At 63.2% G+C, this 22,301-nt stretch carries 20 protein-coding genes; 8 read left to right on the plus strand and 12 right to left on the minus strand.

Features of this window, described 5'->3' with window-relative positions; all coding sequences use genetic code 11:
• The first annotated feature begins 2 nt into the window (after positions 1-2).
• The 4 genes from CH296_RS06225 to CH296_RS06240 all read left to right on the plus strand — a co-directional run bounded on the left by CH296_RS06225 (position 3) and on the right by CH296_RS06240 (position 4,314).
• Entirely contained in the window at positions 3-1,136 is a 1,134-nt protein-coding gene (locus CH296_RS06225) for an MCE family protein (RefSeq protein ID WP_143546326.1), read from the plus strand.
• A gap of 14 nt (positions 1,137-1,150) precedes the next feature.
• Positions 1,151-2,287, plus strand: coding sequence for an MlaD family protein (locus tag CH296_RS06230; protein ID WP_179277643.1), 1,137 nt, complete (start codon positions 1,151-1,153; stop codon positions 2,285-2,287).
• 37 nt (positions 2,288-2,324) lie between these two features.
• Positions 2,325-2,903 carry a hypothetical protein gene (locus CH296_RS06235; protein WP_094684259.1) on the plus strand — a complete coding sequence of 193 codons (579 nt, stop codon included), beginning with the start codon at positions 2,325-2,327 and terminating at the stop codon, positions 2,901-2,903.
• A 61-nt stretch (positions 2,904-2,964) separates the two neighbouring features.
• Positions 2,965-4,314, plus strand: coding sequence for an ABC1 kinase family protein (locus tag CH296_RS06240; RefSeq protein ID WP_373557273.1), 1,350 nt, complete (start codon positions 2,965-2,967; stop codon positions 4,312-4,314).
• Between the two features lie 6 nt (positions 4,315-4,320).
• Here the strand turns inward: CH296_RS06240 and CH296_RS06245 are convergent, their stop codons facing one another.
• Together CH296_RS06245 and CH296_RS06250 are read right to left on the minus strand one after the other, a co-directional pair.
• A complete protein-coding gene (locus tag CH296_RS06245) occupies positions 4,321-5,088 on the minus strand; it encodes an SDR family NAD(P)-dependent oxidoreductase (protein ID WP_094684260.1) in 768 nt (255 codons plus the stop codon).
• A gap of 151 nt (positions 5,089-5,239) precedes the next feature.
• Positions 5,240-6,391 carry a CdaR family transcriptional regulator gene (locus CH296_RS06250; protein WP_094684261.1) on the minus strand — a complete coding sequence of 384 codons (1,152 nt, stop codon included), beginning with the start codon at positions 6,389-6,391 and terminating at the stop codon, positions 5,240-5,242.
• A gap of 160 nt (positions 6,392-6,551) precedes the next feature.
• Between CH296_RS06250 and CH296_RS06255 the strand changes: the two genes are divergently transcribed.
• The gene (locus tag CH296_RS06255) at positions 6,552-8,159 is read left to right on the plus strand and encodes an AMP-binding protein (protein ID WP_094684262.1); all 1,608 of its coding nucleotides are present in this window, start codon (positions 6,552-6,554) and stop codon (positions 8,157-8,159) included.
• A gap of 67 nt (positions 8,160-8,226) precedes the next feature.
• Here the strand turns inward: CH296_RS06255 and CH296_RS06260 are convergent, their stop codons facing one another.
• Genes CH296_RS06260 through CH296_RS06270 form a run of 3 tightly spaced genes read right to left on the minus strand, consistent with a single transcriptional unit; the run spans position 8,227 to position 11,317 of the window.
• Complete coding sequence (locus CH296_RS06260) at positions 8,227-8,904, minus strand: TetR/AcrR family transcriptional regulator (protein WP_094684263.1); 678 nt, start codon at positions 8,902-8,904, stop codon at positions 8,227-8,229.
• Positions 8,901-9,722 (minus strand): alpha/beta fold hydrolase, encoded by an 822-nt coding sequence (locus tag CH296_RS06265; protein WP_373557272.1) that lies wholly within the window; start codon positions 9,720-9,722, stop codon positions 8,901-8,903. Before CH296_RS06265 ends, CH296_RS06260 begins: the two co-directional genes overlap by 4 nt.
• The gene (locus CH296_RS06270; protein ID WP_256980351.1) at positions 9,719-11,317 is read right to left on the minus strand and encodes an NAD(P)/FAD-dependent oxidoreductase; all 1,599 of its coding nucleotides are present in this window, start codon (positions 11,315-11,317) and stop codon (positions 9,719-9,721) included. The genes CH296_RS06265 and CH296_RS06270 overlap by 4 nt, the downstream gene beginning before the upstream one ends.
• A 362-nt stretch (positions 11,318-11,679) precedes the next feature.
• Here CH296_RS06270 and CH296_RS06275 point away from each other — a divergent pair, with 362 nt between their 5' ends.
• Positions 11,680-12,366, plus strand: a complete 687-nt coding sequence (locus CH296_RS06275) for a TetR/AcrR family transcriptional regulator (protein WP_094684264.1) — start codon at positions 11,680-11,682, stop codon at positions 12,364-12,366.
• On the opposite strand, the gene CH296_RS28535 is transcribed toward CH296_RS06275, so the two are convergent.
• Positions 12,326-12,535 carry a hypothetical protein gene (locus CH296_RS28535; protein WP_143546327.1) on the minus strand — a complete coding sequence of 70 codons (210 nt, stop codon included), beginning with the start codon at positions 12,533-12,535 and terminating at the stop codon, positions 12,326-12,328. The genes CH296_RS06275 and CH296_RS28535 overlap by 41 nt on opposite strands.
• 307 nt (positions 12,536-12,842) lie before the next feature.
• On the opposite strand from CH296_RS28535, the gene CH296_RS28835 reads away from it, so the two are divergent.
• Positions 12,843-13,055, plus strand: coding sequence for a hypothetical protein (locus CH296_RS28835; RefSeq protein ID WP_179277644.1), 213 nt, complete (start codon positions 12,843-12,845; stop codon positions 13,053-13,055).
• 130 nt (positions 13,056-13,185) lie between these two features.
• Here CH296_RS28835 and CH296_RS06285 read toward each other — a convergent pair whose 3' ends face one another.
• The 6 genes from CH296_RS06285 to CH296_RS06310 form a co-directional block, all read right to left on the minus strand.
• Positions 13,186-14,529, minus strand: a complete 1,344-nt coding sequence (locus CH296_RS06285; protein WP_094684266.1) for a lipase family protein — start codon at positions 14,527-14,529, stop codon at positions 13,186-13,188.
• Between the two features lie 219 nt (positions 14,530-14,748).
• A complete protein-coding gene (locus tag CH296_RS06290) occupies positions 14,749-16,737 on the minus strand; it encodes an SDR family oxidoreductase (protein WP_094684267.1) in 1,989 nt (662 codons plus the stop codon).
• Positions 16,734-18,515 carry an amidohydrolase family protein gene (locus CH296_RS06295; protein WP_094684268.1) on the minus strand — a complete coding sequence of 594 codons (1,782 nt, stop codon included), beginning with the start codon at positions 18,513-18,515 and terminating at the stop codon, positions 16,734-16,736. The genes CH296_RS06290 and CH296_RS06295 overlap by 4 nt, the downstream gene beginning before the upstream one ends.
• A 42-nt stretch (positions 18,516-18,557) precedes the next feature.
• Entirely contained in the window at positions 18,558-19,664 is a 1,107-nt protein-coding gene (locus CH296_RS06300; protein ID WP_094684269.1) for a PDR/VanB family oxidoreductase, read from the minus strand.
• Positions 19,661-20,539, minus strand: coding sequence for a metal-dependent hydrolase (locus CH296_RS06305; protein ID WP_094684270.1), 879 nt, complete (start codon positions 20,537-20,539; stop codon positions 19,661-19,663). Before CH296_RS06305 ends, CH296_RS06300 begins: the two co-directional genes overlap by 4 nt.
• 2 nt (positions 20,540-20,541) lie before the next feature.
• Entirely contained in the window at positions 20,542-21,462 is a 921-nt protein-coding gene (locus tag CH296_RS06310) for an alpha/beta fold hydrolase (RefSeq protein WP_052047947.1), read from the minus strand.
• A gap of 144 nt (positions 21,463-21,606) precedes the next feature.
• On the opposite strand from CH296_RS06310, the gene CH296_RS06315 reads away from it, so the two are divergent.
• Entirely contained in the window at positions 21,607-22,281 is a 675-nt protein-coding gene (locus tag CH296_RS06315) for a TetR/AcrR family transcriptional regulator (RefSeq protein WP_068055593.1), read from the plus strand.
• The last annotated feature ends 20 nt before the right edge of the window (positions 22,282-22,301 follow it).

The raw sequence follows: 22,301 nt of genomic DNA on the forward strand, positions 1-22,301 counted from the left end.
CGATGCCGATCGCAGCGATCTCGGCGACGGCGGTTCTCACCGGCTGCAGTACCACCCTCGAGGACCTGCCGCTGCCGAGCCCGGGGGTCGGGGCCGACTCGTACCGCATCGACGCCGTTTTCACCGATGCACTCAACCTGCCTCAGCAGGCGAAGGTCAAACTCGGCGGGGTCGACATCGGTCAGGTCCAGGAGATCGACGCCGAGAACTACACGGCGCGGGTACAGATGGCCATTCGGTCGGGCGTGAACCTCCCGAGCGACGTACGGGCCGAACTGCGGCAGGCGACTCCGCTGGGAGATGTCTTCGTCTCTCTGTCTTCGCCCGGCACAGGTCCCGATACCCCTCGGCTGCAACCCGATTCGACCATCGATATCACCTCCACCTCCGCGGGTGCCAGTGTCGAGGAACTGCTCGCCTCGGCGTCGCTCGTCGTCAACGGCGGTGGGGTCAGCAGACTGCAGACCATCATCGCAGAACTGGACACCGCGATCGACGGTCGGAGCGCCGACGCGTCGAACATTCTCACCGAGCTCACCGCCACGGTGACGGACCTGAACGAGCGCACCGATCGAATCGATTCGATGCTGGACCGAACGCAGGAGCTCAGTTCGATTCTCGGTGCCAGAACCGACGCGATAGACGCGGTCGCACAGCAGCTACCCGAACTCACCCAGACGCTGGCCGACAACAGCAAAGGCATCACCGACGTCATCGCCGCCGCGGGAGGTGCGGCAGGCAAGCTCGCAACCTTCACCGACGAAACAGGTCCGGCGCTGCGTGATCTGTTGGTCGGCACCGAGCAGACGCTCTCGTCGGTCGCTGCGATCGGCGACGACCTCGACGTGGCCATGAAGCAACTCGAGCAGCTCGCACCGAAACTGGCCTCGAACACCAAGGGTAATTCCGTCGCGATCTATGTTCGGCTCTCCTGGCTGAGCCTGGCTGCGCTGGACGATCCGGAGAGCCATTGGCCGGGGGCCCAGGACGGCGAGGACTTCGTCGGCAGCCTCACCGACACGTTGAACCGTGTGTACGGTCGGGTGACCGGACAGGGACTCACTCCCGCGCCGACCGTCGAACTGCCGACCCCCACCGGCACCCCGTCTCCCGACGACACGGGGGCCGGCCGATGATACTGCGCCACTGGGTGACTCGACATCCTGTACTCGTCTCGAACACAGCACTCGCGCTCGTCCTTCTCGTGGGGGCGGCATACCTGACCGTCGGAGCGCTGCGCATCGATCCGCTCTCGGACGACTACCGCGTCACCGTGCGGCTCGACGGATCCGGTGGGGTGCAGACGAACGGAGATGTCTCCGTGCGCGGGCAACGAATCGGGCGAGTAGCTGCTGTCGACATCACCGTCGACGGTGTCGAAGCGCAACTGGACATCTCGGCCGGGCACCGCGTTCCGGCCGACGGCACCGTCGTGGTGGCAGCGCTGTCCGCTGCGGGCGAGCAGTACATCGACTTCCGCCCCGATTCCGACGATGCTCCGTACCTGGCCGACGGCGACGTGGTCGAACAGGATCGAACTGACACCCCGGTCCCCTTCGCCACGATGCTCGTGAGTGTCACCGATCTGGTGAGCCAGATCGACCCCGCGCAGCTGTCCTCGATCATCGACGAGCTCGATGCTGCGATGGCGGGTGGGCCCGCGGAACTGCAAGCGATCATCGACGGCGGCGGCGCACTGCTCACCGGTCTGGATTCCGTTCTTCCCGAAACGATCACCCTGATTCGCACCGGTCGGACGCTGCTGCAGACCGTCGGCGACATCGAACCCGATCTGACCCGACTCTCGATCGGCGGCACGGCGTTGGCGGAGCAGTTGTCTGCGTCGGACGCCGAGATACGCGCTCTGCTCGACGACACCCCTGCTCGACTCGATTCCGCCAAGGCGGCCATCGGGGAGAATCGCGATGCCGGCGGGGATCTTCTGAAGAACCTCGCCCGCATCGCCAGGGCCGCTCGCCTGCACACACCCGCGATCGAGGCCCTGTTCCCGGCGATGTCGGCCGGCGCAGGCGCGTTCGGGCTCGCCGGCCACGACAACCAGCTCAATGTCGTCGCCGACCCGTATCCGAGACCCACCTGCGACTACCTCAACCCCACTGTCTCGCCGTCCATCGCCGCGATGACTCCGCCGCTGAAGTACATGTACTGCAACAGCACCGACCCGGGGCTGCAGGTTCGGGGCGCGCAGAACGTTCCTCGTCCACCAGGCGACGACACCGGCGGTCCCCCCGCCGGCGCTACCGGGCAGGAGCGGACGGGCGGCTGACCGACCCCTCGACCGTCTTCCCAACGAAGGAGTACACATGACCGACCTGAGAACCGACGACCCGATATCCGACGAAAATCTGGACGAGATCCCCGAGGAGCCCGCGGTGCAGGCTCGCACACGTCGGCGACCGTCGGCAGTGGTGTCTGCTCTCGTGCTGGCGTTGATCGCCGCGATCGCCGGTGCGGGCGTCTTCGCGTACCAGCTCGAACACCGACGCTCGCTCGACACCTCCCGCGCCGAGGCCGTCGATACCGCTCGTACCTTCGCGATCACCCTGTTCACCTACAGTGCGGATACGTTCGACACCTACGTCGACGACGTATTATCTGGTGCCACTGGGTCATTGGCTGATACGTTTACCGAGACCAGCAGCGATTTGCAGGCGACTCTGGTGGAGGCCGGTGCCACATCGACGGCGCAGGTCCTCGACATCGCTGCGAAGTCCACGGCCGTCGACCGGGTGGAAGTGTTGGTGATCATCGATCAGACGGCCTCGAACGCCACGGTCACCGAACCCCGTGAGGCGGTGAATGCAGTGGTCATGACGCTCGAGAAGCAGGAAGACGGTAGGTGGTTGACCAGTGACGTCGCCAATCCCAGCTCCGCGCAGTAGTTCGGGCGACGCGTTCTCCGCGGGACCGTACTCGGACGGCCCGCCTCCCGAAGCCCTCGACATCGAATACCCGGACCTCACGCATTTCGGACTCGAGGAGTTGGGCCGCGCCGCCTGGATCACTGTGGTCCTCGTTGCTGCCGCTGCGATAGCCGTCATCCGATGGCCGGTGTCCTGGCTATCCAAACGCCGTCGCTTCACGGTTGCTCTCGCAGAAGGTGTGGTGAAGGGGTTCGAGGCGCTGGGGCCGACGTTCGTCAAACTGGGCCAGTTCATGGCCTCGTCGCCCGGCGTGTTTCCCCCGGCTCTGGCCGATGCATGTCTACGACTGCTCGACGGTGTCCCACCCGTCCCGGCGCACAAGGCTCGCCGCGCGGTCGAGCGCGACCTGGGCGGCAGCATTGCTGAGCTGTTTCGGTCGTTCGACGACGTGCCTCTCTCGGCCGCATCTGTGGCGCAGGTACACGCCTGCGTGCTACCCGACGGCCGCGAGGCGGTGGTGAAGGTGCAACGGCCGGAGATTCGACGTCGCATGCGGGTCGATCTCCGGGTCGCATACACCGGAGCCGCGTTGCTGGAGAGATTCTTCGAGTTCTTCCGTATAACGAATGCGACGGCCGTCGTCCGCGATCTCAACGACCTGACGGCCCAGGAACTCAACAGCGCAGCAGAAGCGCTGCGCCAGGAACGTTTTCGCGACAATCTGTACGTGTTCGGGGACAATTCCCACGTGATGGTTCCGGAGATCTTCTGGAGCCATTGCGGACCTCGGGTGATCTGTATGGAGCGAGTTCGCGGCACTCCGGTCGGCCGCATCATGTCGGACGGTCTGGCCACGGTCGACTCGGAGCTACAGCTTCGTCGTGGCGTGAAGGTCTGGCTGGAAGCCGTTGTGCTGCACGGGCCGTTCCACGGAGATGTGCACGCGGGCAATCTGTGGGAGCTGGACGACGGACGGGTCGGGTTCCTCGACTTCGGGATCGTCGGCGAGCTGCCCGAAGAGTGGCGCGACGTGTTGCGCGAAATGTTCCGTGCATCTCTGTTCGACGGTAATTACACCGAGGCTGCGCGACGCATCCGCATGCTGGGCATCACCGAGGGAACGACGTTGGGCGACAAACTGATCGGCCTCCAGTTGCGAAAGCTGTTCGAGCCGGTTCTCGGCCGAGGTGCCGGCCGACTGGATCTGAGCAGGCTGGTGGGGTCGCTCGTCGAGACCGGTAGGCGCTGGGGCGTCGCGACGCCGGAAGAGTTGGTCTTGTTCGGCAAACAACTGGGCTACTTCGAAAGATACTCGGCCACACTGGCTCCCGACTGGATACTGGGCCGAGATCTCTTCCTCTTCCGAAACATACTGCCCAACGAGGTCGCGGCCGCCGCCCTCGCGCGAAACATCACGCTGCCCGACTGACCGCCCTCACCTGGGCGCCATTCGGATCGCACCGTCCATTCGAGTCGTTTCCCCGTTGATGTAGTCGTGCTCGACCAACATCTGCACCAGCTGCGCGAACTCTTCCGGTCGCCCCAGTCGTGAGGGGAACGGCACGCTTGCCTCCAACGCGGCTCGATAACCGGCGTCCATACTCGCGAGCATCGGTGTGTCGACGGTGCCGGGGGCGATGGTGTTGACACGAATACCGAACTGCGCCAGATCACGTGCCGCCACGACGGTCATGGCATGGATGCCGCCCTTGGATGCGGCGTACGCGATCTGACCTACCTGTCCCTCGAATGCAGCGACCGAGGCAGTGTTGACGATCAGTCCTCGCTGTCGGTCGTCGTTCACGGGGTCGAGTGACTGCATCCGATCCGCTGTCAGCCGCATGACGTTGAAGGTCCCGAGCAGATTGACCGTCATCACCGTGCGAAAGATCTCGAGATCGTGGGGCCCGTTCTTCGACACTATGCGACCGGCCCACCCCACTCCCGCACAATTGACCACCACCCGTAGAGGAGGGGCAGAACCGGTCAGCGCGCTCAGCGCCGCCTGCACCTCCGCCTCACTGGTGACGTCTGCTGCGACCAAGGTGATGCCGTCGGGCACGCGGTCTCCGGCGCGTTCGATCGAGTAGGGCACATCGAGCCCCAGCACCTGTGCTCCGCCGTCGACAAGCCGGCGAGCAACCGCCGCACCGAGTCCCGACGCCGCCCCTGTCACCACTGCTGTCGTTCCTGAAATATCCATCGAAGATCCTCTCCGACGATCGCTCCACCCGACGCCGACTACCCGAGTTAGCACGCGCGACGGTGCGTCCAGTGCAACACGAGCCGATCAGAGGGGCCACAGTCGAAGCATGAGTAATGGCAGTGCCCAGTTGTGCACTTCGACAACAGACTCACATCATGTCGCGGGCGACGAGTGCAGCGTGCAGCGACGATGCCTCGCTGAACACCATGGGATTCAAGCCGGTCAATGCCTGCACTTTGCCCAGCCGGTAGGTCACCGAATTTCGATGCACGTGCATGCGGCGGGCAGTTGCGAGCTGATTGCAGTTCTCCTGGAGAAAGACTCGCAGAGTTTCCTCGAAAATCGGGTCGGCCGTCGACAGCGCGTCGACCAGCTCCGCGACGGCAGGAAGATCGGGCCCCGATGCCACGCCCAGGTATTCGACTGTCAGGTGCGCAAGATCGGCGACGAATTCGGGTCTGTCCAGTTTGTGTGCCGCACCGGACAGCCCTCGCGCCACGCGGAACGCGTCGGGCACACCGTGGGCGGTGGTCGACGCTGCAATACCTGCCCAGCACCGCACTGCCGCGGCGTCGTGCGCGAGTTCGAGCGCGTTCCTGAAATGTGCTGTGGCAGCCTCGCGTCCCTGCGACGACCAGTGCACCGCCACCCATCCGTTGAGGTCGAGTCGAATTCGCACATCGGGAATCGATTCGATTCCGGACTTGAATGCGGCGACCGACGAGCCGGCACCCGGTGAGCCTGCGAGCGTGAACACGGCGATCACGAAGCACGGGTGATCGATTTCGAATGGCCCCGTAGCCTCACCGGTGGCGAGTAGAGCGTCGACGGCCGCGCGGTCCCGCTCGCGTGCCTCGGCGCGAGGATCGGCCGACCGGTGCGCGGCTTGGGTGGCGATGAGGGTGACGACGTTGAAGATGTAGTCGGTGACCTTCGGCATCAGTTCGAGCAGGCCTTCGCGCTCGGACGGGTCGGATTCGGAGATGAACCGGCGCCAGAGGTCGGCGGACACCACCTGGTACGACCCGATCACCTCCTGCAGACTTGCCCCGTTGGCCAAGCGCGCCATAGCGAGTTCGGTCACCGGCCGAAGATCGTGCGCGGTCGGCATCTTTCCGCTCTCGATGAACGCCAACAGTGCTTTGACGTTCAACTCGATTCCGTCGAAGAATTCGTGTGCCACCAGCTCACTGGGCACACGACGATACGACGGTCCGCCCTGGCTTGCGTACCAACCGATGACTGCCGCAACGCGCTCGCTGACTGCGGACTCCGAACCTGGCACCGAATCGTCGTCCATCCGTTCACACTTCCACCCATTGGCACTATGCACAACAGTGGATGTTCAGCATCGTCGGATCGTCACTGTGCGGACGGTTCGAGCTGCAGTGAGATCGGTGGCACACCGAATTCACCCGTCTCATCGATGCGACGGAAACACCGAGGGGGCTCACGTTTCGATGTCCACATACCCAGCCTTGGAGTCCACAGTGCTGCGAGCTCGCCAGATCGCAGTCATGCAGCGCAGTGGAATCATCGATCTGAAGCGTCCGCTGCGCGTTCGGCAGAAGTCCAGAGCAGTGCGCACTCTCGGACCGATCGCCAGTGGAATCACCACCGGAGCCAGGTGGCACGGAGACCGGGTCGCGATCATCGACGATGCCGGTCCGTTGACCTATCGGGAGGTCGACCGTGCCACCAACGCCATCGCCCACAACTGGCATGCATGTGGCCTGAGCGAAGAATCGACCATTGCCGTGCTGTGCCGTGATCACCGCGGTTTGGTACTGGCGATGGTCGCCGCAGCCAAGCTCGGTGCCAGGCTTGTGTTGATGAACACCGGGTTTAGCGGCAGGCAGTTCGCGGATGTTGCAGTGCGAGAGCGGATCTCTGCAGTCGTCCACGACCAGGAATTCGATGCCGTTCTTACCGAACTACCGCCACACATCACCCGACTCGGAAGGGCGAGGGACGGAATCGGTCACGACAGCATCGACACTGCGCTACCGGCACCCACTCGGCAGGGCCAGTTCGTGCTGCTGACCGGAGGGACGACGGGAACCCCCAAGGGCGCACCGCGTGAGGTCGGCTCGGCCTTCGCTTCGGCTCAATTTCTCGACCGAGTACCCCTCGAGACCGGTCAGACAGTGCTCCTGTGCGCTCCCCTCTTCCATGGAACTGCTTTGTTTCAGTTCATCATTGCCATCAATTTGGGATGCACCGTAGTACTTCATGGGCGTTTCGATACCGCGAAGGCTCTGCGCCAGATCGAATCTCACCGATGTGAGGCCGTCGTCCTGGTGCCGACGATGCTGCACCGCATTCTCTGCTCCCCCGACATCGACACTCACGACACCTCGAGCGTGCGCATCATTTTCACTGCAGGAGCAGCTCTCGCTCCGAGTCTGGGCAACCGCGCCATCGAGAAGTTCGGCCCCGTCATCTACAACTACTACGGCTGTACCGAGACCGGAACGGCCACTGTCGCCACTCCGGCAGATTGGCTGGCGGGTCCTGGAACCGTGGGGCGTCCACCCCTCGGCATCGTCGTGAAGTTGATCGACGCCGACGGTGACGTGGTGTCCGAACCTGACCGCAGGGGCACCATCCACGTCGGAAACTCCATCTCGTTCCAGGGCTACTCGTCCGGTGGGAACAAGGCCTTCGCACACGGCCTGATGTCCACCGGCGATGTAGGGCATTGGAATTCGAGCGGGCTGTTGTTCGTCGACGGCAGGGACGACGACATGATCGTCTCCGGCGGCGAGAACGTGTTTCCCGGCGAAATCGAAGCAACGTTGTACGCGCATCCCGACATCGAAGAAGCGGCCGTGACAGGCGTACCCGACGACGAGTTCGGTCAGCGCTTGTCTGCGGTCATCGTGCGATCGAATCCGACTCTGACTGCGGAGGCCGTCCGAACGTACATCCGAACCGAACTCGCCCGCTTCAAGGCTCCGCGCGACGTGGTGTTCGTCGACCACCTCCCTCGCACCACCACTGGCAAGATCGACCGCCGTGTCATGTCCGACCTCACTGCGTTCGCCGAGTTACCCCGACTGCAATGAAGGTGAACGGCGCAACACAATTCGCGACCGGCGACGAGTTGAAACAGATCACCGACGGCGAGGAGGCTCAGCTCTCCAGCGTCAACGAGTGAGGTGCCGACGTGAACGTCGCAGCAGATCCCGCGGCGCGCGCTATACCCGCGATTCCACCCCACACCATCATGGTGAGGTAGTCGACGAGCTCGTCGACCGTCATGGTCCGATCGAAGATCCACCAGTGTGACGCCAGCCGAACGGCACCGATCATCGCGAAGGCGATGGGCATCGAGCCGGCCGTGGAGAACTGTCGCTCTCGAAATCTGTCGGCGATGACACCGGCCAGCAATTCTGCGATCAGTCCCTCCGCGGCGGTGATGACGTCTCGGTTGCCGGAGACGGCGTTGTTGGCGTGAACGTAGATGTAGATCTCGGGATCGGTGGCGACAGTCGTGACGTAGGCGGAAATCACTGCGCGGGTGAGGTGGTACTCGTCGAGGTCGTCGGACATCGCGTCCTGGATACGAGGCACCAGCGCCGTCTCGACGTATCGAGCCATCGCAGCGTCCGCCAGGCCCTTCTTGTCGGCGAAGTGCTTGTACAGAACGGTTTTCGAGACACCGTTCGCCGATGCGATGTCGTCCATACCGATGTTGTGCCCCTGCTGACGAATCGCGGCCAGAGTGCAGTCGAGCAGTTCACGCCGCCGGGCGATCCGGTGATCGCGCCACCGGTGGCTTCGCCCGTCGACCTTCTCCGGAACGCTCACGCCGACTGCGAGACGGTTCGTGATCCCCTCAACAGAATCGACGCCACCAGCTCGGGGTCGTCCGACATCGGTACGTGCCCGAGGCCGGGGTACGTCGTCACGTCCGCCTGCGGAAAGGTTCGACGCACCAGCGGTGCCTGATACACCGGCAGAACCCAGTCGCGACGGCCCCACGCGACCGTGACAGGAACGGACTCGTCAACCGGAATGCTGAAGCGCGGCACTGCGTTACCCGCCGCGTCGATCGCGCGGTTGGTGGTGATACTGAGCGCGTCGATGGTGGCCGTGGCCACGGGAACTCGCCACGGCTTGGCGTAGAAGACGCCATTGGCGATCGTGCGACCGACGACCGAACGCATCACGGCCGGTGCGATCGGACTGATCGCTCGGGACAACGCGCGCAGCAATCGGAACACGAGCAGCGCACGTGTCTGATCCCAGTGTCCGCGGAAGAAGCCGGCCGGAGACAGCGCGGTGGCCGAGGCGACCGACCCACGGGCGGCGAGTTCGAGTGCGAAGTATCCGCCCAACGAATTCCCGGCCACATGTGGCTTCTCACCGTCCACCGCCACGTGCTCGAGGAACCGCTCGAGCTCGGCGACGATCCACGGGCCGAGGTCGAACTCCTCGGTGGGGAGCTCCGGCGAATCACCGTGGCCGGGCAGGTCCACCGTCACCACTCGCCGGTGCCGTGCCAGTGTCTCGACGACACTGTCCCACGCATGTTGCCGGTGCACGATGCCGTGGATGAGTACCAACGTCGGGCCCTCACCCCGGATCGTGTGCGCCAGAGTCAGCCCATCGATTTCCGAAGTCACTGCATACCAATCTTTCTCGACTCGATGCGGTACACGTTCTCCATACCCGGCGGGTTCGATCCGGCCACCTTCGGTTGCGCCGCACGGCCGAACGTCATCGATTCCGTCAGATCGTCGAAGCGCGCGTCGATTCTGTCGAGAATGTAGTTCTGGCGTACCGACCACGGGCGCTCCGTCCCTGATTTGGGGAGTTCGTTCAGAGACCGCGTGACGTAGCCGGAGGCGAGATCGACGACCGGACGAGATTCCACGGCCTTGCCCTGACGGTCCGGGGTCGCGTGGGTGTATCCGTGAGATCGCATGTACACCAACAGTTTCGCTACCGCCTGGGCCGTCATGTCGGCTTTGAGCGTCCACGAAGCATTGGTGTACCCGATGCACCAGGCAACGTTGGGCACATCCTCGAGCATGTGGCCCTTGTAGACGAACTTGTCGTGCGCCTCGAACCGCGTTCCGTCCAGGGACAGCTCGATTCCGCCGAAGGCCTGGAGCTTCAACCCCGTTGCGGTGACGATGATGTCGGCAGGAATCTCCTCTCCCGATTCCACGCGAATACCGTCGGCGGTAACACCGGAGATCCGGTCGGTCACCACCGTCGCGCGACCGGAACGAATGGCCTTGAAGAGATCGCCGTCCGGCACGACGCACAGACGCTGGTCCCACGGGGCGTAGGTCGGCTTGAAATGCTTGTCGACGTCGTATCCACGCGGCAGCTGCGCCTTCGTCATCGCCCGGAACACCCTGCGGGCCGTCTTCGGTGCCCGTCGACACAACTGGTACGAGCCGACCATCAACAGTGCATTGCGCCACCGCAATGCACTGTGCGCCAGCGAGTCCGGCAGGAGGCGCTTGGTGATCGTGGTGAACGGATCGGTCATCGGTAGTGACGCGATGTAGGTGGGTGAACGCTGCAGCATCGTCACCGACGCGGCGTCGGCCGCCAGAGAGGGCACCAATGTGATTGCGGTTGCGCCACTTCCGATCACGACGACCCTCTTGCCGGTGTGGTCGAGCCCTTCCGGCCACTGCTGGGGGTGCACCACCTGCCCGCTGAACTCCTCGAGCCCGGGAAGATCGGGGGTGTACCCACCCGAGTAGTCGAAGTAGCCGGTGCACAGGAACACGAATCGACTGCGGTAGGTAGTGGGAACACCGTTCGTCAGCGCGTCGACCGTCCACAGGTCCGTCGACGAATCCCAGTTCGCCGCAGTGACCATGGTCGAGAAATGCGTGTGCTCGTCGATACCGTTGGCGTAGGCGGTATCGACGATGTAGTTGCGGATGTCTTCGCCGTGCGCGAGCAGAGTGTCTCCCTGCCACGGCGTGTGCGGGAACGAGAACGTGAAGATGTCGCTGTCCGACCGAATTCCGGGGTATTTGAACAGATCCCAGGTACCGCCTGCCCGCTCGCGGCCCTCGAGGATCGAGTAGCTCAGCTCCGGAGCCATCTCCTGCAAGCGATATGCGGCGCCGACGCCCGATATGCCGGCACCGATGATGAGAACGTCCTTGAAGTTGTCGACAGTATCGTCGACCTCGGGCCATCTACCTGGGCTTTTCGTCACGCCACGCCTCACTGTCTTGCCGAACACCATCGCAATGTCGACCGACTAAGCAGCGGATCGCGACTTACATCACATAATGTGCCATTGACGAGTGGTGGTGTCAATGACAGTCTTCAAGGCATACCGAAGACAGGAACCCCTCATGAACTTCACTCCCTCCGTTGGCTGCACCCCCATCGCGCCCGGAACCAGTACCCGATGACTCCTGTGGTGGTCGGGGCCGCAGGAGTCATCGCCCTCGTCCTACTCGCGTCGAGGGGATCGGGTCTGGACTTCAACCGACGTTCCCTCACGGCGGCGTACGCCTCGAGCTCGGCGCGCGCTCCCCGAGAAAAGTGCAGGCTGCGCTCGACGAGCTGACCGCCCACAACACCGGTCAGTAAGCTCGCGTCATGTCCGACAGGAAGTATGCAGGCAGATCTGCGGAGGAGCGCGCATCCGAGCGTGTCACCCGACTGTTGGACGCAGCCCTGACGCTGTTCGGCACCCGCGGATACGCCGCGACGACGATAGGCATGCTCTGCTCCGAGTCCAATGTCTCGACGCGACACTTCTATCGCGAGATCGGCAGTCGCTCGGAGTTGCTCAAGCTGCTCGTCACGTCACTGAACCGCAGCGGCGAAGACGCGGCGCGTGATGCCATCGGTGCGACCGGCCCGCAACCGGTGACGACATCGATAGAAGCCGCGATTCGCGCGTATCTCGACGTCACGTGCCACACCCGCACAGCAGCTCGCGTCTGTTACGTCGAGGTCGTCGGCGTCAGCACCGATATCGAGTTGTGGCGAACCCGCCAGCGAGACGTGATCGTCGATATGTTCGGTGGACTTGCATCGGCTGCGGCGGCCCGAGGGGAACTGGCGGACAGGGACTATCGGCTGGTCGTTCTCGCAATTATCGGTGCTGCCAACATCTTTGCCCAGGAATGGGCACTTGCACCTTCGCCCGATGCCACTTTCGCGCCGTACGTCGACACCCTGGTCGAACTGGCCAGGGCAGCTCTGGTGGATCACGACCGAGCGAACGACGATCTCGCCGTCATCCGGTCGCATATCGCAGCAGGCTCCGATAGACCTTGATGTCCATGTCGACAGCGCCGGTACGTATCAGTGCCCGGTGGACTCGGGCTCGGAATTCACCGCGCCCGATGCCGAACCGGAGAAAGATCTCGGACGCCTCGGGACCGCCGTACGGCTGCCATTGCGCCGCGAAATCGAGCAGCATCGCATCCTCGGTCGAGTTACGCATCGACGCCTCCGTCTCTGTCGATCAACTGCTGCAACCGCGTTCGCGCTCGGTCCCGTCATCGAGTGCGTGACAGGACTCGTTCAGTTCATCACCGGCACAGCGCCGTGGTCCATCGGACATTCGCGTACCCCCGGTCGCATCCGGTTGTGCAGTTGGACAACGAACGGCGGTAGCGAGCCGGGCGTGCTGCCGTGAGGTTCCCCAGGTCACGCGATGCGCCCGGACATGCACCCTGCTAGCATGCCAGTTATCGATGAACCATCCGGTGATGGCTTATGTGCTGTGTGGCAGCGAGAGAAGGTGCACGATGTGGCTCGTCGTTTACATCGCTTTTCTTCTATGGCTGGTCGTGTCGACCATGCTGGCCGTCTGCATGGGCACGGTGATCTCCCGAAGCAGCCTGGAAGACGAGGCCGCCGAGATGCGTCGACGCATCAGGAAGCCTCGGAGAGAACCGACACTCCCGCCTCACCACACTGCCGCTACCCCGCAATCGACGACGACGCAGAGATCGGGCTGATCGGGTGCGACGCCGGCCTGTCCATTCAGGACGACGAGTACGACACCATCAGCCACACCGTCGGCGCAGCTCTGTGGCTTCCCGGCGCGTTGGCATGGCCGACGGCGGCTGACCAACCGAGCCCGTCACCTCAACTTCCTGGAAATCCCTCCGGCAGTGGCGCGAAATCCGCCTTGAAGGTCGGGCCGGGGGGAAGTCCGCGAAGCACGGCAGAAATCCATGCCACCGCCGGCGGAAAACCGACTGTGGAGTTCACGAGATGTTCCGGTATCGGTGAGGTGTAGAACCGGAGATCGGCTCCGCTCGCCCAGTATTTTTCCACCGTCGGCAGAACCGAAGACTGCGGAATGAGCTCATCCCACACTCCGTGCCACCACAGGATCGGACTGTCCGGAATGTGCTGTCCGAGACTGTTGTCTTGCAGCACCTTCAGGACTCCCGGTGCGGTGGCCAGAGATTTTCCGGGTTGGAAGTATTCGCTGATCGGCCGATACACGCCGGTGAGGGCTGCGCTGTAGACGCAGCGGCTCTCCAGATCGGCCACCAACTGCTGACCTTCCACGGTCAACAATTCACTGCTGTCGAAGACTTCGGGGTACTGACGCGAGAGCGCAGCGAATCCGAGCCACATCGTGAAGTTCCCGGTGCCTGCAATTCCCGTCTGGGGTTCGGTCGCGTAATTCGAGAGCGTTACGAGGTCGCCGGGCGTCCCGCCGATCGCCGTACCACTCAACGCGATGTCCGGCGCGTAGCTCTGCCGAAGTTCGGCAGCACGCAACGATCCCGAACCGCCGCCCGAGTAGCCGTACAGCGCAATCGCGGATTCCGACAACCCCAGGTTCATCTCGTTCTTCATCGCCCGCAGCGAGTCGAGCACCATCTTGCCCTCGTCGTACGTGTTGAACGTGTTGTTCTTGCCATCGAAGTCAGGAATGTTGATGGCAAATCCCTGCGCCAACCACCCTGCAAGCAGCGCAGACTCTTTCATCGTTCCGACCTGAAGGGTGAAGGAAGGGTTGCACGACGAGTCGGTGGAATCTATCGCTTCCTGGAAAGACACCACGGGTCGCGGGCTTCCCGTCCACGGAATTCCCGGAACGACAACCGTCGTCGCAGTCACGGTCGGTGTGTCGTGCACGTCCGATGTCCGGTACAGAATTTGCCGGGTGTAGACGGGAAAAGGAATACCCAGAATGCGCGTTTGCACCTCACGCGTGCGCACGACTGCACCAGGCTCCAAGTTCTCGATATCCGACGGGTCGTCGTACCAGGGATCCTCGTCGGGGACCGGCACAGGCAGCACCTCGTACAACTGCGGTTCCGACGGTAGCTGTGGCAGCTGATTCTGGTCCGACGGAAAGGCCGGTGGGAATTGCGGATTCGCCTCTGCGACTCCTCCCCCGGCCAGCACTGCCCCGACCACCAAGAGAATTACCTGAGCGCGTCGCGCCCACCGACCACCTGAATCGATCATTGGATGAGATATCCGTTCTGCTGTCCCGACGAAGTACCCGCGAGAGGGTGAGAGTGAGCCGAGTGGCTTCCGAGAATCAGCGTAAGCCACACCACACCTATCTGACAAGATGTATTTTCACTTGGTGCCAGCAGAGTCGAATTTGCCTGCATCGGAATCGAATCCGACTATCCAGACGGGACGGATCACGCCGTTTCCCGAACGACGACGCCGGAGGGTCTACCACTGCGCGCCGGGAACCATCGCGGCGAGACGACGAAAGGGCTTGGGCGCGTGCCGATCACGTCGATCCGATGCGGGCACGTCCTCGAGCACCGAGGTGTCGGACATGTCGGCCCGCAACGCACCCCGGGCAGCCGGAGAGTCGCCCATGGCCTGATGCATGGCGCTCGCGATCCACAGCTTCAAGCGCGGTGTGAACGTATGTCCCCATTCGCCGATCGTGCCGAGAGGAACGTCGATTCTCCGGGGTCGCTTGACCAGAGCCCGCACCACCATGGCGGCCGCCGTCTCGGGACTCGTGATCGGTCCGGCGTGATAGCCGTCGGACGGGGAGATCATCGGCGTATCGACCAGCGGGAGGTGAATGGTGGTGAACGTGATCCCTTCGTGCAACAGCTCGGTCGCTGCCACCTCGCTGAATCCGTCGAGTGCCGACTTGCTCGCCACGTAGGCGGCAAACCTGGGCGCGTGATTCTGCACCGCAGCACTGGAGATGTTGACCACGTGGCCGAATCTGCGTGCCTGCATCTGCGGAAGCAGACCCATGGTCATTCTGACGGCACCGAAGTAGTTCACGGCCATGGTTCGCTCGAAGTCGTGGAACCGATCCGTCGACCGAGCAAGAGAGCGACGAATGGATCGGCCGGCATTGTTGACCAGCATGTCGACGTGACCGTGGTCGGCGAGAATACGAATGATGGTGGCGTCCACGGCCTCTGTGTCCGTCACGTCGCACACGTAACCGAACGCCCGCCCACCGTTGCTGCGGATCTCGTTCACCGTTGCCATCAACTGTTCTTCGTTTCTGGCCAGCAGTACGACGAGGGCGCCGTCTTCGGCCACCCTGATCGCAGTCGCGCGGCCGATGCCCGACGACGCCCCGGTGATGACGATGTGTCGGCCCACCAACGGGCCCCGGGTGGACGGGCGCCGGGCGCGAGTGGGATCGAGGTGGTTGTACCAATACGTCCACAGCCCTGTGGCGTAGTCGGCGAGCGGCGGATACGTGATGTCACTCCCCCTCAGGGCCAACGACGTTATCGCGGAGGAGAATTCGGTGGGGATCGCGAAGTGTTCGAGCACGACGCTCGGTAGGTCCAGACGTCTCAGTACCGCCGACCGGAGCAGCCGTAGTTGCCGGTGACGAGGATTTCGCAACGCGAATCGCCCCACGGACCCGGGCAGCGAGGCGACCGGATGCGGAGCTCCGGCCGCAGAAGCCAATGCCTTGTACACCTCGCGCACGGGCTGAGGTGTGGGGTTGACGAGATGGAACACCCGCTCCGTCCCGGTGTCGGTGAGCATCAGATGCACCAGCGCGCGAGTGACCACATCGACCGGAACCAGATTTGTCGCGCCGATAGCGGGCACAGCCACCGGAAGACCGGCAGGGAGCGCGGAGAGCAACTTCAACGCGCCGAACAAGTAGTACGGACCATCGATCTTGTCCATCTCGCCGGTTCTCGAATCTCCGATCACCGCTGCCGGGCGATAGACCTTCCACTCGAGTCCGTCCATGCCTCGCACGAGCTTCTCCGCCTCGAACTTGGTGCGGTGGTACGCAGTCGGAAAGCCCTGCCCCAGATCGAAGTCGTGCTCGGTGAATCGTCCCCGAAAATCGCCCGCGACTGCGATGGACGACACGTGGTGCATGACGGCACCGGTGCGCAGGGCCAGGAGCGCTACCTCGCGTGTTCCCTCCACGTTCGTCACGGCCTGATCGTCACCCGCGGTCAGGTCGTAGACCGCACCGAGATGCACGACGTGATCGAGACGGTCCGGCAACACCCCGTCGTCGATACCGAGACCCGGTTCGGTGAGATCCCCGATGATCGGCAGCACCCGGTGATGGGACGCAACGCGATCCAGCGATCCCGCTCGCACCAGCACGTGGACCGAGGCCGATGGATCCCGATCGAGTATCTCCTGGACCACTCGCCTGCCGAGGAATCCGGTTCCGCCGGTGACGAAGAAATTGACGCTCACAGTGCACTCCTGATCAATTGTTCGGTCGAGTCGATGTCTCTGGAATACGCACCGGCTCTGAGGAAGCGGCCGGTCTTACCGCCGTTCTTGCCCGCAGTGAATCGCCCGCCGCGGAACACGACTTCTCCGGCAACGACGGTTGCGTCGACCGCTTCGTCGTTGCGGTTGACCATGCGAGAGATTCCGCCGAATTGTTCGATCGGTGCCTCGTACACGCCGTCGACACTCGCGTTCAGTCCCGATGGGTCGACTATCACCAGATCGGCACGGTCACCGAGCCGTAGATGACCGGCATCGATTCCGAACCACTGGGCCAGTTCACCGGTCAGTCGGTGCACGGCGTGCTCGACCTTCATGAATCCGGTGTCGTGCACTCGCTTCAGCAATCGAATCGGGTAGTTGTAGAACGCCATGTTTCGCAGATGTGCCCCGGCATCGCCGAAACCCATGTGCACTCCCGAACTTCGGGCCAGTCTGTCCGCATACTTGGGCCGGTCGTTCGCTATCGTCGTCCGCCAACGCAGCGACTTTCCGTACAGCACAACCAGATCGAGGTAGGCATCGACGGGGTGGATTCCCCGCTCATCGGCTAGTCGGCCGAATGTCTTGCCGACCATGGATGCATCGGGGCTCGCCACGATCACCGCGTCGTAGAAGTTTCGGTGCCAGATACGGGGGCTGAGTTTGTCGTCGTAGTTCTTGCGGAACCACCGACGATAATTCTCGTTGCGCAGCAGTTCGTTTCGTTCCACTTCGTCCTGCAGATGCAATGCGGCGGCGCCGGCACCGAACTCCTCGAACACGACGAGGTCGATACCGTCGGCGTACACCGTGAACGGAACCGGTAGGTGCTGCCAGCGGAAGTCGGTCTTGGCGAACTTGTTCAGCAGCGGAGCCACGGCAAGCATGAGGTAGACGATCGGTGGATACGCCTTGGAATCCGCTGCCGAGAGCAACGACGTCTTCAGCTTGGGGCGGCCGCTCAAACCGGAGCTCTCGGCGAAGAACGCGGCGATGTTGGGATGAAAGTTGATGGTCGGTGCGCTCTGCAGGATTCGTCCGCGATCACGCAGAATTCGGTTCAGGAAACGCAGTTCGCGCCACCGCGAGTACGTCGAGGGCAGTGACCTGGACCGGAATTCCTTGCCGTCGATCTTGTCGAGCTTGTTGGTCATCGACGACAGGCCCAGGAACCCGGCATCGAGGCTCTCGGTGAGCATCTCACCCATTGCATCGAGCTCGGATGCGCTGGGGCGGTAGCGGGTCGAGGTGGCCTTGGACATTCCCAGGACCGTGGTACGGATGTCGGAATGACCGATGAACGCCGCGACGTTGGGACCGAGCGGCAGCGATTCGAGTACCGACACGTAGGTGGAGGGACTCGTCCAGCTTCGGTGATCGTCGAGAATGTCGAGCATCGACTGACGAGGTATCGCCTCGACTCGACTGAACAGATCCGCACATTCTTCCGGGGTGGAAAACACGGTCGAGAGCGAGCAATTGCCGATGACAACGGTCGTCACCCCGTGCCGAACCGACTCGGGCAGCAGTGGATCGACGAGTACCTCTGCGTCGTAATGCGTGTGTATGTCCACGAATCCGGGCATCACCCACTTTCCCCGGGCATCGAGAACGTCGGTGTCACGACCCACGGGAAGCGGGTCGGCGGAGATTTCGGCAACGAGTCCGTCGCGAATGCCCAGGTTGCGCATCCGCCCTTCGGCACCAGTGCCGTCGAACCACAGCCCGTTCTCTACGACGAGATCGAAGTCGTGCATCGTTGGTGCTCCTTCTGGTTCGGGATGTGGTCCTGAAAAGGGTCAGAGGTCCAGCACGAGCCGTTCGCCCTGCGAGCGTGATACGCAGATCAGCATGTGGTCCGCTCGCTCGGCATCGGTCAGAGCGCCGTCGCGATGATCCGGTGTACCGCTCAGCACTCCGACGATGCACGTGCGACAGAATCCTTGTCTGCAGGAGTACGTGGTGTCGGGTTGCGCCGCAACGATCGCGTCGAGTGCAGAGACGTCGGCGGGCACGTCGACCACTCGACCGGATCGGGCGAGTTCGACCGTGAACGCTCGACCGTCGACGATCGTCGGTGCCGAGAATCTCTCGAAATGGAACTCGCAGTCGGCGAGGGCATCGGCACCGGTCCGCAACGTACCGATCATCGGCGGGGGTCCGCAGGCATAGATCGCTGCGAACGGGCGGATGCCGGTGAGAAGTTCGGCGGAGGTCGGTAGGCCGTCGACATCATCGGTGCGGACAGTCACCTTGTCACCGAATGCGAGCACCTCCGGCACGAACGGCAACGAATCGGTGCTGCGACCGGTGTAGACCATCGACCAGCTGATGCCGAGGCTGTCTGCGAGGCGCAGCATCGGCAGGATGGGGGTTATCCCGATACCGCCGGCAACGAAATGCAGATGCCGGGCCGGCGATCCGTAGCCCGGCACGGCAAAAGCGAACGCGTTGCGCGGTTCCGAAATCACGATCTCGGTCCCCACGTCCAGAACGTCGTGCGCTTCCACCGACCCGCCCCCGCCATCGGGGATTCGCCGCACAGCGATCCGGTATCGGTCCGCGTCGGCCGGATCTCCACACAGCGAGTACTGACGGCGGAGCCCCGATGGGAGCGTGAGATCGATGTGTGCGCCGGGTCGCCACGGCGGGAGAGCGTCTCCTGACGGTCGGGTGAAGGTCAGGGCGACGACGTTGTCGTCGCGGGCCTCGACGCTACGGGCGCTGACGACGACTGTGAGGGATCTGTCCACCGGTTGCCCGACGGGCATAGTCCTGCGGAGCCGACCGACCGCGGCCATGTGCGCGTTCATCAGGTTGGAGATGACACCGAGAAACAGATCCCGGCGGCGGCGTCCGTAAAGATCCGGCGGAACGGCCGTGGGCACCGGACGTGCGCTTGTCATCGCGCAGCCGCTCGCGCGGCCGGAGACCAGGCCAGGTAGGCCACCGCCTGCGCGGTGTTGCCCTCGTGTTCCGGCGAGTAGGAAGGTTTGAGATATCGTGCGACTCCCCAGGTCAGATGCGCAAGCGATGGCAATGCGTCACGCCTCATCGCGCCCATCCAGGCGACGAAGATGCGCAGGTATCCCCGGTTCTTCAACGACGGGTCCTGTCGAACGATGTACTTCGTGCCGCGGAGCATGAGTATCAAGAACCCGACGAACGCAATGATCATGGCGATGTTGCGTCGGAAATAGCCGACGCCGAAGTATTGGGCGACATCGTGTGCGACATTCCGGTGCTCGACCTCCTCGGCACCGTGCCATCGATAGAGATCGATCATGGTGGGGTCGCCGCCCAGTGTGTCCCACTGCGAATTCAGTGCGTAGTCACCTAGAAATGCCGTCATGTGCTCGATGGCACCGATCAACGCAATACGTTCGACGAGTTGCTGACGTTCACCCCTCGGTGAGCGGCCGGGGCGTGGACCGAGGACACGTCGCATCAGGAACTCTGCCTGCGCAGCGAACGGCCGAGGATCTATGCCATGGGTGTCCAGAAAGTCGTAGAGCACCACATTGTGGGTCTCGGCGTGCATCGTCTCCTGTCCGATGAAGCCACGGACGTCTTCGCGCAGCCTGTCGTCCTCGATCAACGGGAGGGCTTCGGCGTACGTGGCGCAGAACCAGCGCTCACCTTCCGGGAGCAACAAGTTCAGGGCGCTGATCGTGTGCGAGGCCACGGGCTCGTCGGGAAGCCAGTGCAGAGGTGTATCCGTCCAATCGAACTCGACGTTGCGCGCGGTGAGCGAGACGACACCTGGATCGAGGGGGTCCACGGCTAATCCTTTGCTGTGTGCTTGTCGATGAAAGCTGTTGTGGCCGAGGCCACCAGCTCGGGATTCTTGAAGGGAAGCCAGTGCCCGGACTTCACTCGACGGATGTCGACCTCGGCGGCCCACTGGTCGATGTCCGAGAACGAGGCCGGGCGAACGGCCGGGTCGCGAGTGGGTATCAGCAACTGGGTCGGCACCGAGGTGAAACGGTTGCTCGGAAACAGAACGGTGCGGAAGATGTTGGCCCGGTATATCCGTAGACCCGAGACCATGTCGTCGGTGAAACTCTCTGCCAGGTGGATGTCTCGACGGTCGACCCGTTCGACGATGCGCAGGAACAACGACCACAGATACCGCGTCCCGAAGACCCTGAAGAAGGTCCTCGACAGAATCCCCGACATGAAGAAGAGCGTGTACATGCCGGAGATGACTTGAGTGAACCACTGCCACAGCGCTATCGGGGTTCGCGCGGCGAGCCGTGACTGCATCCACCGACCCATGTGATGGAGACTCGGTCCCGAGATCGAGGTGAACGATGCGATGGCCCGATGGGCTCCTGGCCTGCATACGGCATCCCACACCTGCACCGATCCCCAATCGTGCGCGAGAACATGAACGGGTCGATCGGCCCGAACGCTGTCGACGACAGCGAGAAAGTCGTCCGCCAACTGCTCGATCCGCATCTCGGCGACAGTTCCTTGCGAGGTGGACCGTCCATGACCGCGGGTATCGTAGGTGACCACCCTGAACGAATCCACCAGACCCGGCACGACGCCGTCCCACAGGTGGTGGGTGTCCGGCCACCCGTGCACGAGAATCACCGTCGGACCGTGCAGGTTTCCCTGCTCGAATACCGACAGCTGCGCACCGGTTACCTCCACCGTTCTGTGTTGTGGCTGAAACGACCGGTCGTAGGAGACTGGCATCGGCAGGACGCTCCTCAGTGAAATGGACCGTCGGTACGCTTTTCGTTACCGGCGGTTACGGCTACACCATGGCGCAGTCCGACGCGGTATGTCAACCCCTGTCGGACAACACCGAGCTCGCGAGAGCGTCCTAGACTGACCGCCGTGCCCGACTCTCGAAGATCTCCGAACTCCCGGCAGACCCGCGCCCGCGAGGAATTCGTCGATGCTGCGATCCGAGTCATCGATGCCGATGGTCCGAATCCGAGCATGAACGCCATTGCTCGTGAGGCCGGATCGACGAAACCGCGCTTGTACCGACAGTTTTCGGACAAGTCCGACCTGCTCTCCGCGCTCGGCGAACGCATGGCCGACGAGGTGTATCAACTCGCCGTCGCGGACTTCAACTTCCTTCTGGACGCTCCGTCGTCGGCATTGCGCCACGCGCTGCGTGGCTACTCGAACGTCGTGGATCGACACCCTAATGTGTTCCGCGTTCTGGCCCAATCGCGTTCGTGGACGGAGGACAGTTCCTCGGGTGCGTTCGATATCGGAAGGGACGTTGCGCGCCGATTCGCCGGAGTGGCAACCTCCGTGCTGCAGTCGATAGGCCTCGAGAACGACGGGGTCGAGTTCACCAGTCGAGCTGCGGTGGGCGCGATCGTCGCGACGACGGATCTGTGGCTCGAAGAGGAATCCGAGACCATGGATATCGATCGGTTCGTGGACCAGCTGACCGATCTGATCGGCGGACTCCTGAGAGCCTTCCTGGAGCGAACCGGAGTCGAGATCGACCCGGAAGAACCTGTGTTCGTGATCCTGGCGAAGCTCAAGCAATGAGATGCCGCTGAGACACTCGT

It is taken from the genome of Rhodococcus sp. 14-2496-1d, from assembly GCF_002259365.1.
Lineage (GTDB): Bacteria > Actinomycetota > Actinomycetes > Mycobacteriales > Mycobacteriaceae > Rhodococcoides.